This is a genomic window from Psychrobacter sp. LV10R520-6 (assembly GCF_900182925.1).
GTDB lineage: Bacteria > Pseudomonadota > Gammaproteobacteria > Pseudomonadales > Moraxellaceae > Psychrobacter.
In genome coordinates this window covers 2,158,039-2,181,388 of record NZ_LT900024.1, presented here as the reverse complement: position 1 = coordinate 2,181,388, position 23,350 = coordinate 2,158,039, and the positions used below count along the sequence as shown (strand labels likewise).

Below are 23,350 nucleotides of genomic sequence, written 5' to 3'. Positions count from 1 at the left end.
GAGTTAGGATTAACCTATGAAAAACCAGCCCAATGAAATGGTGACGCTTGAGTGGCTATTGCCACTGCTTAATCAGCAACTATCACAGGTAGCCGATGGCTGGCAAGTAGGCTCTAGCAGTCCTGATTACGAACGAATGGCACCGTACTATCATCAGGTTAGTGGTGCGCTAATTATGATCAATCTGCCTTTGTTGGCAAGCTTAGCTACTAAACTGAGTTTATTAGCAGGCGTAGGCAATAGCGAGAAACTTAGTACTAATATTAGTGCTGATATTAGTGCTGATCACTGTCGAACGGCACAGTTTTCTCACCAGCTATTGCAGCACGAATTGGCACAATATGTGCGAACAGGCACCTACTACGTAGCGTTAGTAAAGAAAGCTGTTGATGAACTTACCCAAACGTTGTCACAGCTGGGTATAGTAACAGAATCAGTTAAAGATTCGACCTCAATAGCTATAGATAATACTGTCTATAATATCAATAAGGCATTACCGAACAGCATAACGACAGGGGCTTTAACCTCTCAGCAATATCAACAATTATTAATGGTCTGGCGTCAGAAAGTGCAACAATTGCTGGTGGTTAATGCTAACCAACCGCCTGTATTAACGGTGTTAGAAAAAGTCAGCCAGTATTTGTGGCAAACTTCTAGCATAAATGTTCAGCAGCGTCTTTGGTACTTAGCTGAACGATGGTTAAATGAACTTGCGCTCAATGAGACGCCGCTACCTGAGTACTATGCCCCGTTACTGGCGCAGCTTGACCGTGTAATAGAAGCTTGCGCGCATCACACTCAGGTCGAAGATGGGCAGTCGCTCGCTGGCAATGATGTCACTGACGGCTATTCGGCAGCCTTATCAAAGGACGTCATCAAAAAACTGATGACAGATATCTATACTGAATTAAATGCTCTTGTCCAGAGCAACGAGCATACTCAATCAAGTCTAGGCCGTTTATCGCAAAGCACTGATAAAGATGATAGTGCTGACAGCCCCGATACCGCGTTGCGTTTTTTACCGTGCATACTAAGTGACATTGAGACGGTAATATTTGCCCTTGATAAACCTCATACTTTGCTAAAGCCTTTACAGCAAATTAAAACGCAGCTTGAGCGGCGAGGATGGACGTTATATGCGTCACAAACTAAGCTCATCATGACAGATGTAGAGCAACATATCTTCTCATCTGAGACGGATTTTGCTCAGGTTGAGCTGCAACTCCAAGAGCTATACAGTGCCATTTATAATACAGAACAGGTTATCCATATTAAAATAGGGGATATCGCTTCCCTTTTTCCAAAATCTATAACGCCTAATAGTGAAAATCAGCAGACAGACGCTAGTACGAATGTGATTCCTTCTGACAAACGTTTACGCGAATTGCGAATTACGGTCGAAGAGGTGAAGCATCATTTCAATGAGTACATACAGCGTCAGCAGACTCATTTATTACCGGATGCTAAAGACTTTACTAAGATTAGCAATGCTTTTGAAAATATGGGCTTACCAACAGTTTGCCAAGCTACCGATAGCATGGCAACCGTATTTGCACAGCTGACAGCTCATGATATTAGAACACTCAACTGGGAGCTTACTCAAGCATTGGCTGAGGGTTTAACCGCTATTGAGTTATTATTAGACTGTTTGGCGCAGCAGATTTTTGATCAGCAATTATTAGCTCAGGCAAATAAACATATTGAAAAAGCTGCCGAACTACTCAATGCGCGCCTGCAAATTTCTGATACGGCCAATGACAATGATACGTACCTCCCCAAAAAAATAGCAGCAACTGATGTGATTCGCTACGACGATAGTGGTGAGATTGCTCCTAGTATTAATCAGCCTCCGGTTGACCAAACTCTTGTTAATGAAACCACCATCTCGTCAACCTTAGACGGTGATACTACATTAGAGCCTAACGCTCATAGCCTTATAGATGAAACCGACAGCGAAGCCTTATTAAGCGCTTGCGCTCAAGTAAAGCCTGATAATTTTGATATGGATGAAGAGATCCGTGACATCTTTATTGAAGAGGCGACGGAGGTTATCGCTGACTTAGAAGACTTTTTACCCATTTGGGAGCAAGATGCACAGGATTTAACGCCGTTAACTGAAGTACGCCGCGGTTTTCATACTTTAAAAGGCTCGGGTCGTATGGTTGGTGCTTTTAGCATCAGCGAGATGGCGTGGTCGATTGAAGACTTACTTAATCATCTCTTAAATAAAACGATGCCGATCTCTGAAGAGGTTGTCGCGCTAGTAATACAGACCACAAAGCGCTTATCGTTGTTGGTAACGGACTTTGAGTCTTTACAAGCGCCAAGCTTTGACCCTGCTATCACTATCTTACAAAGTAATAATTTACGAACCAATCAACCGCTGAATGCTGGTTTAGCTACGTCTGTATTTATACAAACGGAAGCCGACATAGAGAAGTCTATATCAGAAACAGAAAACGATCTGAGCTCAGAAGAGCAGAGAGCAATTCCTGATCACCTTGATCTAGTAGACGCTATAGATGACGCTCATCGGTCTGTAAATAATAGTAACGATGTCAATGATGATACTAGTGAGAATTCTGGCAATGACGGTGTTAGTAATGAGCAGGGCTTGCCTGTCTCTATCTCTGGTCTAGAAATACCAGCGGTACTTGTGCCCTTTATGCAAGAGACGCCGCCACTCCCAACTGATGCTAATGACGCAGATCCTGATATCAAAGAGATATTTATAGAAGAGGCTCATGAAGTATTAGCCGAGATTGTACCCTTATATGAACAATGGCAACAGAAACCTGCTGACTTAACCAATTTGGCAGATATTCGCCGCGGCTTCCATACCCTAAAAGGCTCAGGTCGTATGGTTGGCGCTAATTATACGGCTGCGCTGGCATGGTCTATAGAGAACATGCTCAAGCGTACTTTAGATCATAGCATTACCGTTTCAGCAGATATAAGACAGCTTATCGCTGATGTCTTAACGGCGTATCCAGCGCTGATGGCAACGTTTGAAAGTGACAGCCGTGATTATCCGGCTGCTGTGCCGCTATGGATAGCCTGTGCCGATGCGTATAGTAAACAATATGGTGATGAGTTCAGCTACTCCGCTTTACGTGATAAATTACTAAACACGTCTCAACAGCAACCTACTAATAACTGGGTGGTACCGTCTGATAGTCATATGAATGTTCGTAGCATTGATCGTGGCAATAGCAGTACTATTGGTAGTAGTGCTTTTGATAATAGTGATACTGATAGTGTTGATATTAACAACAGTGATCATGTTGATAGCATGCTACAAACGATTTATTCTGTTAATGAAATCATGGCAGAAGCGCCAGTCGTTCTCACCCCGCAAAGTGAAGAGGAACAAGCTTTTTGTGAAATATTTATTGAAGAGGCAGAGGAGTTGTTGCAAGATATCAATGACTTTGTCGGCGCGCACCAAGACCAGGCTCATATTGAAGTCAGTGATGAGATTGTTCGTGCCTTTCATACTCTGCGAGCGGCTTCTGGCTCTAACGCCTTAGCTGCTATCAGTGATGTCAGCGCGACAATAGAGCAAAGCTTAGAGCAATTACAACAGCAAGATACGCTGATGAGCGCTCAGCATCTCCAAGCGCTAACCCAATCCGTTGAACTTATTGATGGCTATCTGAGTAATTATAAACAAAACCTCCAGCAGCAAAATCTGTCAGGGGAAGACAACCAAAGCCAGCAAGATTTAGCCTCACTACAAGCGATGCTTGGAGAGTCAGACGATACTATCAACGTAGCTGATAGCCATCTAAGTATCTCGCAGCTATTAGATAAAAACATCGATGAGTTGTTAGATGCTGAATGGCAATTAAATGCCGCGCTTAGTTATTCTGATCTTGAACACGTTCAAACCTATATACAGCAGCAAATCCTACAAATAAAATACTTAGCTGCTAAAGTTTTAGAGTCGCCAAAATTCACTTCGATACTTAGTGCGTTAGGTGGCGCTTATGCTTACCTGAACAAGCATCCTCAACAGGCAAGAAATGCTGATATTCAAACCACACTGCTTGCTGGCCACGCCCAGCTGGTCGGCCTATTTGATGCATTGGCTGGTAGCATGTCATTAAAAGTCAATGAGCAAGTTATTGAAGAGTTGCACGGCTTGTCTCATAACGATGACTCCTATTATAACAATGATTCTTATAATGATAATAGTAGTGACGAGTTCGATACTGATGAAGACGTTACTGACAGTAGCGTAAATAACGTTAAAGTTACACCAGCACCAGAATTCCAACTTGAGTCGATTGATACCGACGCTGAGCTATTAGAAATCTTCTTAGAAGAAGCGCAAGAACTCGATACGGCTATCGCCGAAAGTTTTAGTAAATGGCGAGCAGATATCACCAATACTAAGACTTTAAAAATATTACAACGTCATCTTCATACCATCAAAGGTGGCGCACGAATGGCAGGTATTCGTAGTATTGGAGATATGACTCATGAAGCCGAAAGTATTTACGAAGCCTTTGTAGAAGATAGACGGGTGCCAACAGCGCAGTGGTTGGCTATTATGCAAATAGTACAGGATACCTTGTCGCTACAGATTACACATATTCTAAATTATCAAACCTCGTTTTTTGCCCCTGAACTCATTGAGCAATTACGGCAATTTGAGCAAACAGATACGCTACCGGCAACTGTTACCCTTATCTTGCCAGCGCCACACAAGCGTGTTGGTACTGAACCTCAATCCGTTGCAGATGAAAGTGATCGCGGAATAGATAAAGCCCCAGACAGCCTTAGTCTGGATAGATTGATTAAGGAATCGTGGTCAAATGGGTTGCCTGATCCTGATATTTTAGAGGTGTTCTTAGAAGAAGCACAAGAGCTTACCAACCGTAACAAGTATTTGCAGCAATTTTTGAATAATGTCAGCGATACGGTAGCACTACAATCTCTACAGCGTGACTTACATACCATAAAAGGTGGCGCGCGGATGGTCGCGGCCAATGGTATTGCTGATTTAGCGCATGAAATGGAGACTGTCTATGAAGATCTTGCCAGTCGCCGCCGTCCCGCCACCAAAAAGATATTAGAGTTACTGGTAACTTGTCATGATTGGCTCGCAGACGCGGTGTTTATTCTCGAACAGCAAGTGAATCCACCAACTCCTACGTTACTGATAGACGCGCTCGAGCAATTTGTTAAAAATCCTGATAGTTTAATCCAGATACCTAACGAGTCACTCCAAGCGCAGCGGACGACGATTTTGACGGCTAAAGCCAAGCAAAAGTCAGAACATATAGAAGAAGATATTAGTGAGATGCCGCCTATGACTGGCAATTTCACTGAGCAGGAACAGAGTGCAGGTAGTAATGAGATGATCCGTATCTCAGGCGGTCTGATTGAGCATATGATTAACCTATCCGGCGAGTCGGCGATTAACCGTGCGCGTATTGATATGGGTATGAGTAGCTTAACCAATAGCATTGAGGATATGGGAACTACGGTACAACGTTTGGCAGATCAGCTGCGCCGGATGGAGATTGAGCTTGAAGCGCAGATTTTATCGCAAATTGATGAGGAGCTGATTAGTCATGAAGGTTTTGACCCTTTAGAGATGGATCAATATTCTTCTTTAAACCAATTATCAAAATCTTTGACAGAGTCCGCTTCCGACTTGATTGATATTAATAGTACTCTACTTGAAAAAACACGTGATAGTGAAAGTCTATTGCTACAACTGTCACGGACGCAAACTGAGCTACAAGATGGGCTAATGAACTCGCGAATGGTGCCTTTTACGCACTTAACACCGCGCCTTGAGCGGGTTGTGAGGCAAACCGCCAATGAGCTCAATAAGTCAGTTGAGTTGACGATCATCAATGCTGACGATGAGATGGACAGAACCATTCTGGAGCGTATTACCTCGCCGCTTGAGCACATGCTACGTAACGCGGTGGATCACGGTATTGAAAACACTCCCACACGTTTAAAAGCAGGTAAAGATCGTAGCGGACATATCACCTTAGAGGTACTGCGCGAAGGGAGTGAAATCGTCATTAATTTATCGGACGATGGCCGTGGCATTGATGTCGAAGCCGTACGTGATAAAGCCATTTCTCAAGGTTTGATTGATGTAGAAGATACCAGTTTAACGGATATTGATATCATGCAATATATCTTCAACGCTGGCTTGTCCACTACCGAGCAAGTGACCCAAATATCGGGACGCGGTGTGGGCATGGATGTCGTGATCAGTGAAATTCGTCAGTTAGGCGGCGTGGTTTCGGTAATGTCAGAGCCTGAACAAGGGTCACGCTTCATCATACGGCTACCGCTTACTGTAGCCGTATCTGATGCTTTGGTTGTACGCGCTGCCGATCGTTATTATGCTATTCCCTTGGTACAGATTGAGCGTGTGGTACGTATCAACCCAGAAAAACTTTATGACTACTATCAATCAGGTGAGGGGACTTTACGTCTTGAAGGCGCTGATTATCGTGTGCGTTATTTAAACGAGATTTTATCGGGTAACAAGCTCAATGAGCTGATGGTCAATACCAATACCAATACCAATACCAGCTTACCCCTTATCCTTATAAAAAATCGTACCGGACAAAATATCGCTCTCCAAGTCGATCAAATTGCTGGGTCACGTATTGAAGTGGTGGTTAAGCCTCTGGGCCGACAGCTGGCGCATCTAGCCGGTATTTCAGCGGCTACCATTATGGGTGACGGTTCAGTGATGTTAATCTTGGATCTTATCACCTTGATGCGTAATGCGCCGGCACTCAAAGATGTGCCGCAATCCCCCAATTCTGAGCGCAGTCGTTCAAAATCTCAGCCTACTATTTTAGTGGTTGATGACTCAGTCACCGTCCGCAAAGTAACCTCTCACTTCTTAGAGCGTCAAGGAATTAATGTTGCTCTAGCCAAAGACGGTATCGATGCGATTGAGATATTGCAAGAGACCACACCAGACTTAATATTATTGGATATTGAGATGCCGCGTATGGATGGCTTCGAGGTCGCCATTCAAGTACGTCATAACAAACGCTTGCAGCATATTCCGATTATCATGATTACCTCACGTACGGGTGAAAAACATCGTGAGCGTGCGCTTGAGATTGGCGTGAACGACTATATGGGCAAACCATTCCAAGAGCAAGAACTTCTCAATAAAATACAGCGCTTATTGGGTAAACAAGTTAGTCTGACTTATGAGGGATAAAGCGTGCGCCTCAGCGCTTGTAAATAGAACTAAGGATCAAATCCAAGTGATGGTGGTGGCGGAGAGTCATCATCAGCGTGTGGCGTTTTGTGATACTGTGCGTAGTTGTGGCTTTACTCTCGTTGATTGTGTGTCACGAGCACAGTTAAAAGGTAAGCTTGAACCCTATAAAGCTGCTATCGATATTTGGTTGATTGACAGCGACTATGATGACAATGTTGCCGCCGCTATTACCGCGTCTAAGTCGAGCGCGGTGTTAGTAGGCTTTATTCAAGCACCCTATTTAAACGAAGCACAGCATTACGCTAAATGGCAACGCCAGTTAAAGCGGAAGTTGTCGAAAATGCTTGGGTTGCCAACGCTGTTAGATAGCCCTGCTTATATAGGTAATCCTGATTCTTGGCGTTATGTGGTTTTTTTAGGTGCTTCTATGGGCGGACCTACTGCAATAAAAGCATTTTTGGATAATATATCGCCCACGCTACCGATTTGCATCTTACTGGCACAACACTTTAACCAAGCTATGATTGGAAAACTACCACGAATACTTAATCGCCATAATAAGTGGCGCTGCCAAGTGATTACCACTTCGCAGCGGCTACAGACAGGTCAATGCCTAATTGCACCTATTGACCGACAGATCGTCTGTGATTCGACGGGCAGGGTGATCCTATCAGAGCATGCTTGGGATGGAGGGTATAAGCCTGCTATCGGTCAGCTGCTCAAAAATACCAGCGATGTCTATGGCACCGATCTGGTGAGTATCATATTCTCTGGTATGGGCAACGATGGTACTCAGTATGTAGATTCAATTCAAGATAATCATAGCCAATTATGGGCGCAAGACCCCAGTTTGAGTACCTGTCCTAGCCAACCTCAAGCCATTATTGATTCAGGTCACTGCCAGTTCATAGGTAGTCCTGAAGTTTTGGCACAAAAACTCACCGACTACATTGGTGAAATGATGGCTACTGCCCCTTCGGCTTAATTCATTGTGAGCGACGTATGAAAAAAATCCTAAAACATTCGTTTGAAGCAGTAAGCTTGCTGACCACTGACAATGGCATGCTTGATGTTACTATCGTCCCAGCGCTCAATCAACCTGACTGGATTATCCCAAGCAGTTTGATTTTGAGTGTGGATGACTATGATGAGCATATTTGGACTTATCTGTGGCAACAGCAAGAAGTTGCCGTATTTCATATGCTACCGCGCGATCAGGTTCCAGATAAAATAGTAGTAATAGAAGGAAATACCGCGTTGCATCGCTTTGCTTTACAGACCACAGGCGAGCTGCGTCAAATAAAAGTTCGCATCTCTGAAGTTAAAGATGGCCAATTACCTGAGCATTTCGTTGACGTTGCTGCTAGCAATATCGACGACAATAAAGCCAAAGACGATAATAGTATTTATCAGCAAAACAATGTTAGTACTATTGATAATAGAACTGATAACAAGATCGATGTCATTGAAGAACCCTTTAGAGAAAATGACGTGCTATCCTATCTATTTCAAACGGTCATTATTGAAAACACTCCTTATCTGGTACCGGATTTGGATAAAATTGCGCACCAGTTGGTTGATTCGGATAGCTGATGCGTCAAGACTGAGGTGGAGTATGGCAACTCAGTCACAATCGGCTATCCGGTAACTACTCTATCAATCTATCAATATCGATTGCTATTAATACCCGTTGCGTCATATCAGCTAGAGAGCTGATTAGCAGGATAATCTATGAATAATGTCAATCCAAGCGTCAACAAGTGGCCAGTTAGTAGCCGGATATTTCACTGGATCAGCGCTATTTTATTACTAGTCACGTGGATATTAATGCTACTGTATCAAAATATGGATGAAAAAGTGTACATTGGCCTGCATAAAGCCTTTGGTATCAGTCTATTATGCTGGATGATTGCGCGAGTGCTTAATCGCGTACTTACTAAATCGCCGCCCGCTGCGCTGATGCCAAAATGGCAATTTGTTATGTCGAAATTGTCTCATTTTGGCTTGTATGCGTTACTGATTGCTATGCCAATGGCTGGATTATTAATGACCGTTTATGGGGGCAGACCAGTGGATATATTTGGTTTGTTTCAAATTCCAGTTTTTGTCACTCCTGATCGTACTGCGGCACGTTTTTATAATGACGTACATACTGATATTATTTGGCCGATGATTATAGCCTTTACGCTATTGCATATTAGCGCGGCCTTATATCATCAGTTTATCTTAAAAGATAAGCTAATCAACCGGATGAAGTAATGGTTTAGCCGTAACAAACTGAATAAAAAAAAGCCCTCAGTACGCTGCTGAGGGCTTTTTTTTATTTGGATTTCTATGTTATTAAATTGCTAACGCGTCGATCTTATAACACGTAGATACTCAAAAAGTTTATTTCTTGTTCTCAGGTAAGCTGATATTCATCTCTAGCACATCAAGGGTATCTTCATGACGATGATTAATGTTCACATCGTCAATCTGTACACCATTAACATATTTATTGACCACTTCAAGTATTTCGCGTTTCATCTTCTCAATACGGTCGGCAGTCAGACGATTGTTTAGACGGTTTTCGCTAGCCACGATAACTTTTAGGCGTTCAGTTGCCATATTGGCACTACCAGCACTATTACGGTCATCTGAACCGAATAAGTTACTCCAAAATCCTTTTTTCTTATTCATCATTAACCCCCAAACCAGCGCTGTAATAAACTTTTTTTCTTCACGTCAATATGACGTAGAGGACGTTCTTCCCCTAGGAAACGGGCGACAATATCATCATAACATTGGCCTGCGATTGAGTCGGTATAATGAATAACCGGTTCACCATGGTTAGACGCTTCAAGTACCGAATGACTCTCAGGGATGACCCCTAATAATGGCACCTTTAAGATATCGTTAGAGATAGTCTCAATATCCATCATCTCATTAGCTGCTGCACGTTCCGCATTATAGCGAGTAATAATTAAATGCTCACGGATAGAGCCTTGGTCTTCTTTAACTTTTTTAGTTCGGCTTTGCAAAATACCGATGATACGATCTGAGTCACGTACTGAAGATATCTCAGGATTAGTGACAATAATCGCCTCATCTGCATGATACATGGCTAGCTGCGCGCCGCGCTCAATACCCGCTGGCGAATCGCAAATAATATAGTCGAATTGCTTGGACAGCTCAGCCATGACCTCTGCCACACCTTCGTCTGTGAGCGCGTCTTTATCACGCGTTTGACTGGCAGGTAGGATATATAAGTTCTCTAACCGTTTGTCTTTGACGAGTGCTTGTGACAGACGAGCATTACCACTGATGACATCAACAAAGTCATAAACGATACGGTTCTCACAGCCCATAATCAAGTCTAGATTACGGAGGCCCACATCAAAATCGATGACCACTGTCTTATAGCCACGTAATGCCAAACCGGCAGCAAAAGAAGCGCTGGTCGTGGTTTTACCCACACCGCCTTTGCCTGAAGTGATTACAACAATCTTTGCCACAATGGCACACTCCTATGAATCAATGGGATGTCTAATAGCTAAAATAGCGCATTTATTTTTAATATATGTGCTACGTGCGAGCGTAAGCCTAGCATAAATAAACAAAAACTTATAGCAAGTCCGTACTAAAGAACAGAAACCTACTAGATAAGTGGTAACTTGTTGCTACATTACAGCAGCGCCTACTAATAGTCTAGATAGTGGCTGAATTAAAGATTTATAGTAGCGCAATTTTGTTAAATAAACTTACTCTAATGCTCAACCTTTTTTTAACCTATTACATTATTGAGTAACGGCTCAACCAAATACTAACTGCACGCTTAGAAAAAGTGTTGAGCCCGAATTAACCAACAATCAATTAACAAAGCAATTGTCCAAAGCGAGTGTTAAAAGCAATAAAGATATAATCCCTATAGCTTATACAAGCCCTAGCTTATACAAGCCCTCAGGCATTATCCATAATGGTAAATACTAAGCCTTGACCTTCTATAAAGCGTACTTGTACTGGTTTATCAATCACATTCTCAGGTAAATTATCTCGTAAGCAATAAGTGCCAGCAACCGACACTAATGAGGGATTAAAGACTTGACAGAAAATACGCGCATCTCGATCACCTGTAGCTCCTGCGACCAAGCGCCCTTGTGCGCGGCCATATACGTGTAAGCTATTATCAGTAATCGCTTCAGCACCACTATTGACGCTATTGGTCAAAATCAAATCACCACCGACATGGTTAAGGGTTTGTCCTGAGCGTAGCATTTGATCATAGATTAGGCTGGTAATGTGCTCGGCGCTGAGTAGGGCCTCTGCTGATTGTTTGGTAGCGGTAGTCGCTTCAGCAGCTTCGTTGTTTGCTGCGGCGCTAATGCTATTATCAGATGGCTTTTCTGCACGGTTATCAACAGCTGCTTGGTTGACGGGGGGTACAGATTTTTTGCTGGGTAACATGCGCTCAATACGCTTGCCCTCTGCTGGGAATATCGCTAATTGTTGGGCGCGCGCTTGTGAGTCAAGCAGACCGGTAATTACACCGATAGGTTGTAGGCCCCATGACCACAGTAGCGTTACTAAACCCGCCAAATCTTGTTCAATATCGCTATCGATAATGACCGGAATATTGCTGGTCTTATTACTCAGCATACCAGCAAGCTGGGTCTCAATAGCAGACAGATCATTAGTACTCAATTGCAAGCGCGAAAAGGTCAGCATCTTGCCATAAAAAGTCATAGCAGGCGCGGCGGGAGAGAGGGCTTGGTTGTCGGTATCCGAAATCGTCATACTGTTAATCCTCAAGAGATAGTCATATCGCTGCGATCACGGTGCAGTTGTTATTATAGGTCAGTTATCAGCACACTATTAGGCAGCGTTCTTATTGGGGTCAGTGTACTAAGGAAGACTAGGGCTTAACAAGCCCATTAGCCTAGAGAATATAATCCAGCGCCTAATATACTTATAATCATAACTACAATTTGTTGGTAGGCATCAATTCATAAAATAGCTAAAATTTAAGCATATCCTGGTGCTTCCATTGCTGGACTTTTATTTGTGCTTCAAATTCTGACAAACTGTCAGCGATGATACGCGCTATTAGGCCATCAAGCGCTGTATTATTGGTATCAATATGAGCAACACCGTGGGCAATCGCAACCATTAAGGCGTCAATACGCTCGGCATCTAAGAGACGCTCATTAAGCGCATGGACGACATTTTCACCAATATTCTGTCCGACATGCTGTAGTTGCGACTCAATCAAGCTGCCAGCGATCGGTATCAGGCGTAGATAGCGGCGCAGCTCGGGAGTGTTGGCCAGCCCGTTTTGGATCGCCTTACCGACTTCGCTCGCTATTAAATTGCCACCCTCTGAGGTGTCAGTCAATTTTTGTAATTGTGGCGCCAACTCTTTACGTAATAAAGACAGCAGTACTGACTCAATTTCTTCACGATTACGGCCAATGGTTGATTCAATCAATGACTGTTGCATTTCAGGATCGGTTAGCTGTTGCCGATAATTATGAATGGTGGTCAGAACAACGCGATCGGACAGCTCTTCTAAAACTAAGTTAATATAAAACTTAATACGGTTGAGCCACGGCTGCGGTAGAACTTGATAACCCAGCTGATATAGACGCCGACCGATGACTACTGCTCGAAACAACCGTAATGCACGTAGCTGCGGAAAACAGCCCAGCACTTCATACCAATGCACAAAGGGAAAGAAGAACCAGCGATAATAGACTTGCTCTTTAATGGCAATAGCCCAGCGTAATATTAGCTCACCAATCAAGAATAGGGTAAAAAACCCACCAGCCGTACGTAATGGATCGTGTAAGGTGCTTTGATACCAGCTCAGTCCATCGCTGAGCGCCAGCCACCCTGCGACATTGCTACTGAAGTTACTCATCAAAATAGCATCAACACTGATCAGTAATAAATCAATACTGATAGCGATAATCATCACAATATCATAGGTGAGCTTTAGACGGTTTGGCTTTGGACGCATGGGACGCTGAGGTTGTTGCGACCGAGTATCTAGAGGATTTTTAGACTGGTTGGGCAATGGCTTTGAGTTTGTAGGCGGGTTAGCAGCAGGAGAGGCGGACACAGTCATACCTTATATATATAGTGAGTGGCTATTAAGTAAACGGTAAGCTTTAATATTCACTAACATTATCAATGAATAATACCTAAAAACAACCCGTCAGCCATTATAATCGGACATTATAAATAAAAAATAGCGAAAGGCGATGTTATCACCATTTTGACTTAATGCCATAGCAGTCACTACTACCATCTAACTCGTTATCTTAATCCGTCAATCAAGCGGTTTTTAGCCTCAGGGTCGTATTATCACAAGGTGTTAGACGGTATCAAATTCGGCAAGCATCTTAGTAATCAGCTGATCTTTTTGATGCCATACTTGCTCCACCCAGTCGAACATTTGCGCCTTGATAGCCTCATCACTCTCGTAACCACCATTTTGAATAGCAGTAAATAAAGCGTCTGGCATCTTGATATGTCGAACATCAACGCCCAAGCGCTTAATATTGCCTTTCCATAAATCACTATAAGTCGGTATGCCATCAGGATAGACAATGGTCATGTCTAAGATGGCATCGACTTCCTCGCCTAAGGCACTAATGGCTAAGGCCAATCCACCAGCACGTGGCTTGAGCAAATGCTGATAAGGCGATTGCTGCTTATCGCGTTTGGCTGGCGTAAAACGCGTACCTTCCAAATAATTGAGGAGGGTAAAAGGCTTGTTTTTTAGTAGGGCGCAGGCGCGTTTTGCCTCTTCGATATCTTTGCCTTGCAGAGCAGGGTTCTTAGCGATGGCGTCTTTAGAATGCCGACGCATCATTGGAAAGTCTAAAAAATAAAAGGCTTGTCCTATTACAGGAATGTATATCAGCTCAAATTTGGTAAAAAATCGCGTCAAAGGCAAGCGTTTTTCACTGATATATTGCACGATACTGGTATCTACCCACGACTGATGGTTACTGATAAGCAAGTATTTACCCTGGGTATCCACATCCTCAGGTAGGCTGATGCGCCAGTCTTTGCGTGGCAAAATATTATCAATTAAGGCATTATTGCTGTTGATCCAAGCATTGGTAACTTGGATCACCGTCTTATCGGCAATAGCCGCGCCTGTAATCATTTTGGTTGCACCCATTAGCCATACGGGTAGCCCTGCGGCGAGACTGGTGGCAGTGATAGCACTCGTAGCCGTGACCAGAGAAACCGCTTTACCCACTTTAGGCGCGCGGTCATGTAATTTTTGTATGGCAGATGTCAATTTCATGTTCAATCCTTGAGTTTCGATATTATTAGTTTCTAAGTTATCTTTTTTTAGGACAGTGATCTTTAGAGCGATAGCAGCTAGTAGCACCGCAATATTAATACCATTTAGCTATGATTAGGGCATGATTTTAGCAGAAATCAATAACAGTGTACGAGTGTTAACGTGACCATCAGTGTATCAATTTTCAGCATATCTATTTTATTTTTATTAACAATAGTTTGCTTTAAGCGAAACACTATAATACCTACTTTGTTTTATATAAAAATTCTATGAAACATAAAAGGGGTCACCGTTACTGAGCGCAAAAATGAGCGCAAAGCATCATGCACTTCCTATACATAGATGTGACAAAATATTACACATAGTTAGGTTGCTCTTGACATACTAATGGTTAGTATTAGTGACACCCTATAAAATATTAGTCAATAAGATCTAATCGATAAGCTTCACAAAAAGCGTAGAATCTAAAAGCATACTTTGTTTATAATTTTTAACTTCAGAGGAAAATATCATGCGTAACCAATTAATGATTGTAGCAGTAGCATCAGGTCTAGCACTGAGCGGTTGTACTACTGATCCCAACACCGGACAGCAACGTTTGAACAAAACAGCTATCGGTACTTTAGCTGGTGCTGCTGGTGGCGCTGTTATTTCAAAAGCAACTGGCGGGGACAAAACCGGTCGTGACGCCGCTATTGGCGCAGCACTAGGTGCTGGTGTTGGTTATTACATGGAGCGTCAGGCTAAGCAGCTTGAGCAACAAATGGCCGGCAGTGGTGTCACTGTTACCCCGAATGCTAATGGTAACATTGATTTAGTTATGCCAGCCAATATTACGTTCTCGTTTGATGATGCAACATTAAGCTCAGGTTTCAAGCCAACACTTGATAAATTGGCAGCGACTATGAGCGAGTACAATCAAAACTCAATCACTATTGCTGGTCACACCGATAGCAGAGGTTCAGCGTCTTATAACCAAGGTCTATCACGTGATCGTGCATATGCTGTGGCAAACTACTTAAGCGCTCGCGGTGTGTCATCTAGCCGTATTCAAGTAGTCGCTTATGGTGAATCACGTCCAGTCGCTGACAACAACACTGATTATGGTCGTCAGCAAAACCGTCGTGTTGAACTAACTATCAATGCGCCAACAAACAGTGTTCGTTAATCAATGAAGAGACTTTTAATGTAAAAGTTCCAACATTAAAAAATACTAGATCAATCAATGTAAAAGGGTCGGTGATAAGCTGGCCTTTTTTTATGTCTTTATGAAAACGATAAGAAGCCAAAATAATAGCAAAGTGAAAATATAGAGCAATTCAGCTAGTACTAACGATAAATCAGATTAAATATTTAATAGAAGAGAGTTAATTTAGGAATTGATAATAGTTATCAATAACATTATAATTTGTATCGGCCTAAATATTATATAGCTATTGACTGCTTCTTTGTCTTTTTTTTGCTTTTTTTTGTTTGATAATTCCTCTGAGGACGCGTATGAATATCACCACAGTGACGAGCCGCAAGATTCTACCTACTACTTTAGCTGCTGCACTTGCAGGATTATTAATGATGACAGGTTGCACTAAGCAGACTGCCGAGGACACTGTCGCCACCGATACGCAAACAGCCGTTCAAACTGACAAAGCTGGTGATAGTGTCCAAAAGTCAACTGCTGAACAGGCCAGTATCGATAGATTGGTTCTAAGCCATGTAGACATCGTACACGCCGCTTATAAGGACTCATTAGACACCACTAAAATACTGCAAACAGCAGTGGATGCCTATGTAGATACGCCCACACAAGCGAACCTTGATGCGGCAAAAGCGGCTTATAAAGCAGCGCGTCAACCGTATTCGCAAACTGAAACTTTTCGTTTTGACGAAGGTTTTGTCACCGCTGATGACAAACGTGCTATTAGCAGCATTGATGCTTGGGAAGCACAAGTGAATGCATGGCCACTTGACGAGGCATTAATCGATTACGTCGATGACAGCTATGCGGGCGAGTATAATAGCAGAGATAATATTATCAATAGTGATAGCATCACCGTTAGTAGCTCGAAGCAAGATACCAAAACCATTACTCCTGAGCTATTGGCAGAAATGAATGAAATTGGTGGCAGCGAATCCAATGTCACTACCGGTTATCATGCGATTGAGTTTTTGTTATGGGGTCAAGACACCAATGGCGTTGCCGAAGGTGCTGGTAATCGTCCAGTCAGCGACTATATCACTAACTCTACCAATGAGGCCGGTCAATGTACCAGCGGTGAAAGTGTAAATACAGATGCGAGTGTTTGTAATCGTCGCGGTCAGTATCTAAAAGCAGTTACCCAATTGTTGGTTGATGATTTAGCCGCAATGGAAGCTGAGTGGCAGCCTGAAAGTGAAAATACCTTGCGTAGCGATATGTTGGCGCGTAAAGATAATAACGGCCTGCACCAAATTATGTATCAAATGGGTAGCTTAGCATTAGGAGAGTTGGCTTCTCAGCGTATGCAAGTCGCCTTTGTTACGGGTTCAACAGAAGATGAGCATGAGTGCTTTAGTGATTTGACTCATTTAAGCTACGCTAATAATGCCCTTGGTATTCAAAATGTTTTTAAAGGTAGCTATAAAACGGTCGCTGGTAAATCAGTCGGTGGCTATGGTATCAATAACTATTTGATAGATACTAACCATAAAGACGCTGCTGACAAACTTGCTGCGGACTTTAAAAAAGTAGAAGATGCCTTTAATATAATCGTTGCCAAAGGCGAAAAAGAAAATATCAAGGTCGATCAAATGATCGCTACCGTCGGACAAGTAAGTGAGAAAGGTATCTCTGCTAAAGAACAAAATATTCGTCGCGGCTGGATTGAGAACGGTATCACTAGCTTGCAAGAGCTAACTTCTGGGATTGAGAATGCGGCAAAAGCGGTCGGTATTGACAACCTAGATGCCGATGCTGGCTAACAGTCTTAAGCTGATTTTTTATTATCTGAAGGCTATTTGTTATCTAGCGACTGTTTGTTATCTAACAACTATAGGCTTGGCGGTATAAGATCGGTTCTATGGTATCTAGTCTGTACTAAATTTGAATGCCTAATGAGTCATATCAGTCTAATGAGAATGATTTTCATGTCAGTAAAACTTAGGTATAATATGCACGTTGTCAATAATGGTTGGCAGCGTGTTTTTTATACCATATTAAAATAGCCTGATAGCTCAGGGCATAGATAGCTCTGGTGTATCGACTAAAAGTGAAAAACTTTATAGCATGCGATTTTAATAGTTCTATATTAGAGCTAAGGTAATTCTTTATGAACACCATGAAAGCTATGAACGCCACCAAAGCGATACTAACTGCTTCTTTTCATCCCCTTTCAACACTACGTATGGCGCCCTTCAAGCTTGCGCTAAGCGTGCTGTGTGCGTTATCCGTAAGTGCCTGTCAACCGTCAGACAGTGTGACGGATACCAAACAAATTCAAGCGCCATCAGCTGAGCGCACACAAACCATTGAAGCACTGGCTGGCGTACCGATGCAACGACTAGCCACCTTTGATCCGCAAGAGATTAAGCAGGGCGGCGATACGGGCGTTACCGTTACCAGCGCTGAGAGTTATTCTAAACCTTCCTCAAATCTGACTGCCTCGCGAAAGGGGGATTTCTTTATTGGCAATGCCTTTTTTAGCCAACCGTGGGTGATGGCCCCTGCCAGCACTGATAGCCGTGATGGACTCGGGGGGCTCTTTAACGTTGCGGCTTGTCAGTCGTGTCATGTGAAAGACGGACGTGGTCATGCTCCAATGAATACTGAAGATGATGCGGATAGTTTATTGATTCGTCTTGCTATGCCAGCAACCACGGATGAGCAGCGTCAGCAATTACAAAGCTCGCTGATAGAAAAAGTCGCTCATCCAGTATATGGTGGTCAACTGCAAGATCGTGGCATTCAGGGCGTACCGGCGGAAGCGCGAATTGCAGTGCAGTGGACGGATAAGCCGGTCACTTTTGCTGATGGTTATGCCGGTCACTTTTGCTGATGGTTATACTGAAACCTTGCGTGCGCCGACCTTTAATTTGACCAAACCTGGCTATGGTGCCTTTGATGATGAGCTGATGGTGTCACCGCGTATTGCACTACCGATGATTGGACTTGGTTTACTGGAGCAAATTCCTGATGAAGACATCAAAAAACAAGCGGTCAGCAACAATAAAAATGCTGATAAAAATGCAAACAGTATCCGCGGTAAGTTTAATTGGGTCATGGACCCACAAACAGGCAAGCACGCACTGGGCCGCTTTGGCTGGAAGGCGGGCCAAACGAAACTGATTACTCAAAACCAAAGCGCCTTTAGTGAAGACATGGGTCTGACCTCAAATATTCGGCCTCATGAGTCTTGTATGCCCGCGCAAACGGCTTGTATGAATGCGACGACTGGTGCCGATGAGCAAGGCAACGGTAAGCCACCCGTTGAAGTGAATGATGAAATCGCTAAGTTCGTAGAGTTTTATACTCGTAATTTAGCAGTCCCAAATCGACGTAATGCTGATGATGCAATGGTATTAGCCGGTAAAAAGCGTTTTTATGATATGGGTTGCCAAAGTTGCCATACCCCAAGATATCAGCTGCCAAAGACTAATGACGATCATATTGAGCAGCATGGACAAGTGATTTATCCTTATACTGATTTGCTGCTACATGATATGGGCGATGACTTAGCGGATCGTACTATCGCGGGCAAGCTACCGCCAAAAGACGCACAAGTGGAATTTTTAGCCAACTCTTATGAATGGCGTACGCCGGCACTATGGGGTATTGGCTTGGCGCAAACCGTTGATCCTCAAGCTACCTTTTTGCATGATGGACGCGCTCGTACTTTGATGGAAGCAGTATTGTGGCATGGTGGGGAAGCCGCTAAGCAGCAACAAAAAGTGCTAAAACTGGACAAGCAAGGTCGGGCTGAACTCAATGCCTTTTTAAAGTCATTGTAATAGCGGGACAGATTCACTATTGAGACAGACTTACTATTAAGACAGATTCATGATCAATCGATAAACATATCGCTAAACACATTGATGAGATTAGCCACCTCATTTACTAATTGATGCAAACATTGAGACAATACCGAGAAACTTATGAAAAAGAACCACGCTTTAGCTATGGCGTTATCCGCACTGAGTGCTGGTTTACTAATCAGCTGTGTTAAACCTGCTGATGACAATAAAGCGGCTGATAATGACAGCCAAACGGTTGCGCAAGAGTCTACAGCGACCAATGATACTAACAATGCAGCCGCTAATGAAAGCAATAGTAGTGAGCAAAATACTGTTATCACTCCGGTAGATATTAGACCTGCGACTGAGAAAAGGTATCTGACCCACGTTACCGATACTATGATCATTCCAGCTTATGCGGACGCAGCGAAACAAAGTGAAGTGCTACATGATTTAGCACAAAAACACTGTCAGAAAGCGCCTGTTAGCGGTGATGAGTTACAAGCATTACGCGCTCAGTGGTTAGTTTTAGCCCAAGTATGGGCCAGCGCAGAGATAATCGATTTTGGTCCAGCGACCGCCAGCATGAGCAATCTATATATTAACTACTATCCAGACGAGCGCGGCTTGGTGCATAGCGGTGTCGCTGAGCTCATCGCTGCCAATCCCACACTGACGCCTAAGCAGCTGGCCAACCAAAGCGCTATTGTTCAAGGTGTACCCGGCTTAGAGGAAGCGCTATACGGTAATGATAGTCTAGACGCTGGTCAATGTGCCTATGTTATTAGCGCCAGTAGCGCACTAAGCACACGCCTAAAAGATATTGAAAACGATTGGCAAAAGAATGCGACAGATTTATTGGTTATCAATCAAACCGCAGATAGCGATCAAGGATTAAACCAATGGTTTAACTCCCTGCTGTCATCGATTGAGAATATGAAAAATATTGCGATAGATCAGCCGCTAGGTCTGACTGGCAAAGCGAAAGGTCATCTGCCAGCAACAACTGCTGGGCAAAGTCGCGCCATTATCAATACTAAATTAGCCACTTTAAATAAAGCACTTACTGATCCGGTACTAACGGCCATGCTTAGTAGTAACAGCAAGAGTGAAATTGGTAATAATCTATCGACTGCACTTGCTGAAACGACCACCTTGCTAGCACAGATGCCGGAAGACTTAGCAACCGCAGACAAGGCAACACAGCAAGCGTTGTATGATCATCTAACGACCGTCACGCGGCTGATTAAGCGCCAATTGATTCCGACATTAGGCGTTCGTGTGGGCTTTAACAGTACTGATGGCGATTAAATAGTTGGTATTGGATGACCGATATCGAATAATAATTATTAAGTGATCGACAAGCAGATAAAAGCTATAGCAACTAAAGGTCTTAATACTATGGATAAGCGTACTATGGATAAGCGTACTACCTATGAGCTGCTGACCGCTTCAGCATTAACTGCGCTTGGCACTACTTTAGGAACTTTGATAGGCACAACGGCTTTAGTTGGGCTACATCATCGCTATCGTAAGCAGCAGCAACCAGAGGCGCGTTTGCAAGATTATTTGACTGGGTTGAACCACGCGCATTCTAATATTAATGCACAGCTGAATGATTTATCGCGTTCTGAGCATCTTAATCGCTTAAAGTATGTTGGTCAGCAAGCTATACAGGCTTATCAAAGCTATCCGAATGGCAGTTATTCTAATAAAAGCTATCCTAACTATCATAAGGATAAAACTGATGCTGACGAGGCTACAGCTAAGCTGTTAGCCATACACACTACTACCATGCTGGCACGTCCCGTATGTTGGGTCAGCGGGGTAGCGTCCATGCCTCAAGCGGCTGCGACTACAGATGATAATGGTAGCGATAATGGTTTTGGTGTGGTGGGGATTGATGCCGATCGCCAGATTGTCTGGCAGACTACTATGCCAGAGCGCGTTCATGATATTGTCGTGCAGCCTGATGCTGATAAAGCCGGTAATCCAATCAGTAATGGCAATAAGAAGGCTGCTTGCCGCGATGTCGTGGTCATGGGTCGACGTCCAAGCGAAGGGTTTTGGGTATTAGATACGGCTACAGGACAAGTAAAGCATGCTATTAAATCAGCTACTGATAGACATTTTTATGGTCATGCCTGCTATAACCTAGACGGTCAATTACTCTATGTGACTGAAAATGATACTGTAAGTTTAGCAGGTAAAATTGGTATCTATGATGTCAGTTGTGACTATAAAAAAGTCGCTGAATTTGACTCGCATGGTATTGGGCCACATGAGCTTATTATGTACCCTGATGGTGAGACATTAATTATTGCTAATGGTGGTATTAAGACCGAACGAGCCTCACGCGAGGAGTTGAACTTAGATACTATGCATCCCTCATTGGTTTATATTAACCGCCAAGACGGCCAGCTTCTTGAACAAGTTTTTCCTAAGCACAATCAAATGAGCGTGCGTCATTTAGCCGTCCATAATGACGGAACAGTGATGATTGGCATCCAATTTCAAGGCGAGAAGCATATCAATGCTCCTTTAGTACTGACCCATAATCGTGGTGATATCGACTTTAGTCCTTTAATCATGCCAGACAATCAATGGCAACGCTTTCATCAGTATATTGCCAGTGTCGTCGTTGACAGCCAACACAACTTATTGTGTGTGACCACACCGTTTGGGGGCTGTGCGGTAGTGTATGACTTAAACACCCGCAAGCTTATTAGCGATATGAGTTTACCGGACTGTGCAGGGGCATCTGTGTTACGCAGTAGTGAGAGTTATAATACTCAAACCAATTACCCTAAAGCCAATCACAATAAAAATAGTGATCCTAAAAATAAAGACCTTAACTTTGACAACATTGAAACTGGTAAAAATACAGATAGTGGTAAGCAAGCTGGTTTTATTATTAGTGATGGTCTAGGTCAATTGACTACTTTGCGAGTGACTGGCTTAAATGCAACTGGGTTAAAGACAACTGCTTTAGATAGCGAAAAACAGTCGAACCAGCGTGTGACTAAAGACAGCAAGCTACATACGATGTCTTTTGACAATCACTTGCAAGCTTTATAGTGAGAGCGTAATGATAAAGGTAGCAAATAATCTATGGAACCCTTGAGCCTGCCACAAAAGTACGTTCATCCCTTATTAGAAAGTGCCGCGCAATGTCTTGCTCAAGCTGGCATCACCTTACAAATTACTCCAAAGCACGTTAAAAATATCAATTTTCGCCTCAAGCCTTATCAATTAAGGGTATCAATACCTTTATCTATCAATGCGCTTCAAGTCGCACAAGCGGTTACTAAGCGGGTGTCATGGGCATTAGCATGTCATGACCAAGTTCTAGAGCAGCATAAACGCAGACAGAGACATAGTCCATCATCTGGTTCACCAACAGTGTCTACTGCCATCATGTTATGGGGCGAGTCACAATCTTTTATACTTAATGACAATGAAAAAATCGCCTATTATCGGCAGCAATTATCCATCGTTATGCCAGCATTATTTGATAAGTGGCAACCGATTGTTGGTGCCGAAGCTCGCGAGATGCGGATTAAAAAAATGCACACGCGATGGGGCAGTTGTAATACGCGCGCTGGTCGTATTTGGCTATCAGTTCACCTTCCTGCCTATCCTATAGAATGCACAGAATATGTGATTGTCCATGAGTTATGTCATCTACATCATGCCAACCATAGCCGCGCATTTTGGCAAACAGTAGCGACGGCGATGCCAGAATACCGACAATGGCATGATATGCTGGCGGGCAAATTAGGAGTAATCGATAACAAGGTCTAGATTGAGTTTAGGCTTGGCTGGATAAAGTAAGTCAATTTTAT

General features: G+C 43.2%; 16 protein-coding genes. 11 read left to right on the top strand and 5 right to left on the bottom strand.

Annotation, left to right across the window (positions count from 1 at the left end):
- Window positions 1-16: 16 nt before the first annotated feature.
- From U1P77_RS09035 to U1P77_RS09020, 4 genes are all read left to right on the top strand, one after another.
- Window positions 17-7,219 carry an Hpt domain-containing protein gene (locus U1P77_RS09035; protein WP_321154695.1) on the top strand — a complete coding sequence of 2,401 codons (7,203 nt, stop codon included), beginning with the start codon at window positions 17-19 and terminating at the stop codon, window positions 7,217-7,219.
- Entirely contained in the window at window positions 7,209-8,207 is a 999-nt protein-coding gene (locus U1P77_RS09030) for a chemotaxis protein CheB (RefSeq protein ID WP_321154694.1), read from the top strand. The genes U1P77_RS09035 and U1P77_RS09030 overlap by 11 nt, the downstream gene beginning before the upstream one ends.
- A gap of 17 nt (window positions 8,208-8,224) precedes the next feature.
- Window positions 8,225-8,815, top strand: a complete 591-nt coding sequence (locus U1P77_RS09025) for a hypothetical protein (protein ID WP_321154693.1) — start codon at window positions 8,225-8,227, stop codon at window positions 8,813-8,815.
- 138 nt (window positions 8,816-8,953) lie between these two features.
- Complete coding sequence (locus tag U1P77_RS09020) at window positions 8,954-9,481, top strand: cytochrome b (protein WP_321154692.1); 528 nt, start codon at window positions 8,954-8,956, stop codon at window positions 9,479-9,481.
- Window positions 9,482-9,610: 129 nt separating this feature from the next.
- Here the strand turns inward: U1P77_RS09020 and minE are convergent, their stop codons facing one another.
- From minE to U1P77_RS08995, 5 genes are all read right to left on the bottom strand, one after another.
- Window positions 9,611-9,901, bottom strand: a complete 291-nt coding sequence (minE, locus tag U1P77_RS09015; protein ID WP_321154691.1) for a cell division topological specificity factor MinE — start codon at window positions 9,899-9,901, stop codon at window positions 9,611-9,613.
- Between the two features lie 2 nt (window positions 9,902-9,903).
- Entirely contained in the window at window positions 9,904-10,716 is an 813-nt protein-coding gene (gene minD / locus U1P77_RS09010) for a septum site-determining protein MinD (protein ID WP_321154690.1), read from the bottom strand.
- A 445-nt stretch (window positions 10,717-11,161) separates the two neighbouring features.
- On the bottom strand, window positions 11,162-11,995 hold the full coding sequence (minC, locus tag U1P77_RS09005) for a septum site-determining protein MinC (protein WP_321154689.1): 834 nt from the start codon (window positions 11,993-11,995) through the stop codon (window positions 11,162-11,164).
- Between the two features lie 220 nt (window positions 11,996-12,215).
- Window positions 12,216-13,325, bottom strand: coding sequence for a hypothetical protein (locus tag U1P77_RS09000; RefSeq protein ID WP_414479005.1), 1,110 nt, complete (start codon window positions 13,323-13,325; stop codon window positions 12,216-12,218).
- Between the two features lie 249 nt (window positions 13,326-13,574).
- Entirely contained in the window at window positions 13,575-14,519 is a 945-nt protein-coding gene (locus U1P77_RS08995; protein WP_321154687.1) for a 1-acylglycerol-3-phosphate O-acyltransferase, YihG family, read from the bottom strand.
- Window positions 14,520-15,030: 511 nt separating this feature from the next.
- On the opposite strand from U1P77_RS08995, the gene U1P77_RS08990 reads away from it, so the two are divergent.
- The 7 genes from U1P77_RS08990 (at window position 15,031) to U1P77_RS08965 (ending at window position 23,309) form a co-directional block, all read left to right on the top strand.
- Entirely contained in the window at window positions 15,031-15,687 is a 657-nt protein-coding gene (locus U1P77_RS08990) for a YiaD family glycine zipper/OmpA-like lipoprotein (RefSeq protein ID WP_321154686.1), read from the top strand.
- Window positions 15,688-16,016: 329 nt separating this feature from the next.
- Window positions 16,017-17,477, top strand: coding sequence for an imelysin family protein (locus U1P77_RS08985; RefSeq protein ID WP_321154685.1), 1,461 nt, complete (start codon window positions 16,017-16,019; stop codon window positions 17,475-17,477).
- A 347-nt stretch (window positions 17,478-17,824) separates the two neighbouring features.
- Window positions 17,825-18,550 (top strand): di-heme oxidoredictase family protein, encoded by a 726-nt coding sequence (locus U1P77_RS13590; RefSeq protein ID WP_414479004.1) that lies wholly within the window; start codon window positions 17,825-17,827, stop codon window positions 18,548-18,550.
- Window positions 18,531-19,502 carry a di-heme oxidoredictase family protein gene (locus tag U1P77_RS13585; RefSeq protein WP_414479003.1) on the top strand — a complete coding sequence of 324 codons (972 nt, stop codon included), beginning with the start codon at window positions 18,531-18,533 and terminating at the stop codon, window positions 19,500-19,502. Before U1P77_RS13590 ends, U1P77_RS13585 begins: the two co-directional genes overlap by 20 nt.
- Before the next feature lie 144 nt (window positions 19,503-19,646).
- Window positions 19,647-20,816 carry an imelysin family protein gene (locus tag U1P77_RS08975; RefSeq protein ID WP_321154684.1) on the top strand — a complete coding sequence of 390 codons (1,170 nt, stop codon included), beginning with the start codon at window positions 19,647-19,649 and terminating at the stop codon, window positions 20,814-20,816.
- Window positions 20,817-20,906: 90 nt separating this feature from the next.
- Window positions 20,907-22,583, top strand: coding sequence for a DUF1513 domain-containing protein (locus tag U1P77_RS08970; protein WP_321154683.1), 1,677 nt, complete (start codon window positions 20,907-20,909; stop codon window positions 22,581-22,583).
- Between the two features lie 33 nt (window positions 22,584-22,616).
- Window positions 22,617-23,309, top strand: coding sequence for a M48 family metallopeptidase (locus tag U1P77_RS08965; RefSeq protein WP_321154682.1), 693 nt, complete (start codon window positions 22,617-22,619; stop codon window positions 23,307-23,309).
- Window positions 23,310-23,350: the final 41 nt, after the last annotated feature.

Coding starts and splice junctions, on each gene's coding strand:
- U1P77_RS08990 (WP_321154686.1), top strand. CDS start 15,031: ATGCGTAACCAATTAATGATTGTAGCAGTAGCATCAGGTCTAGCACTG.
- U1P77_RS08975 (WP_321154684.1), top strand. CDS start 19,647: ATGAAAAAGAACCACGCTTTAGCTATGGCGTTATCCGCACTGAGTGCT.
- U1P77_RS08985 (WP_321154685.1), top strand. CDS start 16,017: ATGAATATCACCACAGTGACGAGCCGCAAGATTCTACCTACTACTTTA.
- U1P77_RS09035 (WP_321154695.1), top strand. CDS start 17: ATGAAAAACCAGCCCAATGAAATGGTGACGCTTGAGTGGCTATTGCCA.
- U1P77_RS13585 (WP_414479003.1), top strand. CDS start 18,531: ATGCCGGTCACTTTTGCTGATGGTTATACTGAAACCTTGCGTGCGCCG.
- minC (WP_321154689.1), bottom strand. CDS start 11,995: ATGACGATTTCGGATACCGACAACCAAGCCCTCTCTCCCGCCGCGCCT.
- U1P77_RS09025 (WP_321154693.1), top strand. CDS start 8,225: ATGAAAAAAATCCTAAAACATTCGTTTGAAGCAGTAAGCTTGCTGACC.
- U1P77_RS08995 (WP_321154687.1), bottom strand. CDS start 14,519: ATGAAATTGACATCTGCCATACAAAAATTACATGACCGCGCGCCTAAA.
- U1P77_RS08965 (WP_321154682.1), top strand. CDS start 22,617: ATGGAACCCTTGAGCCTGCCACAAAAGTACGTTCATCCCTTATTAGAA.
- U1P77_RS08970 (WP_321154683.1), top strand. CDS start 20,907: ATGGATAAGCGTACTATGGATAAGCGTACTACCTATGAGCTGCTGACC.
- U1P77_RS09020 (WP_321154692.1), top strand. CDS start 8,954: ATGAATAATGTCAATCCAAGCGTCAACAAGTGGCCAGTTAGTAGCCGG.
- U1P77_RS09000 (WP_414479005.1), bottom strand. CDS start 13,325: ATGACTGTGTCCGCCTCTCCTGCTGCTAACCCGCCTACAAACTCAAAG.
- U1P77_RS09030 (WP_321154694.1), top strand. CDS start 7,209: ATGAGGGATAAAGCGTGCGCCTCAGCGCTTGTAAATAGAACTAAGGAT.
- minE (WP_321154691.1), bottom strand. CDS start 9,901: ATGAATAAGAAAAAAGGATTTTGGAGTAACTTATTCGGTTCAGATGAC.
- U1P77_RS13590 (WP_414479004.1), top strand. CDS start 17,825: ATGAACACCATGAAAGCTATGAACGCCACCAAAGCGATACTAACTGCT.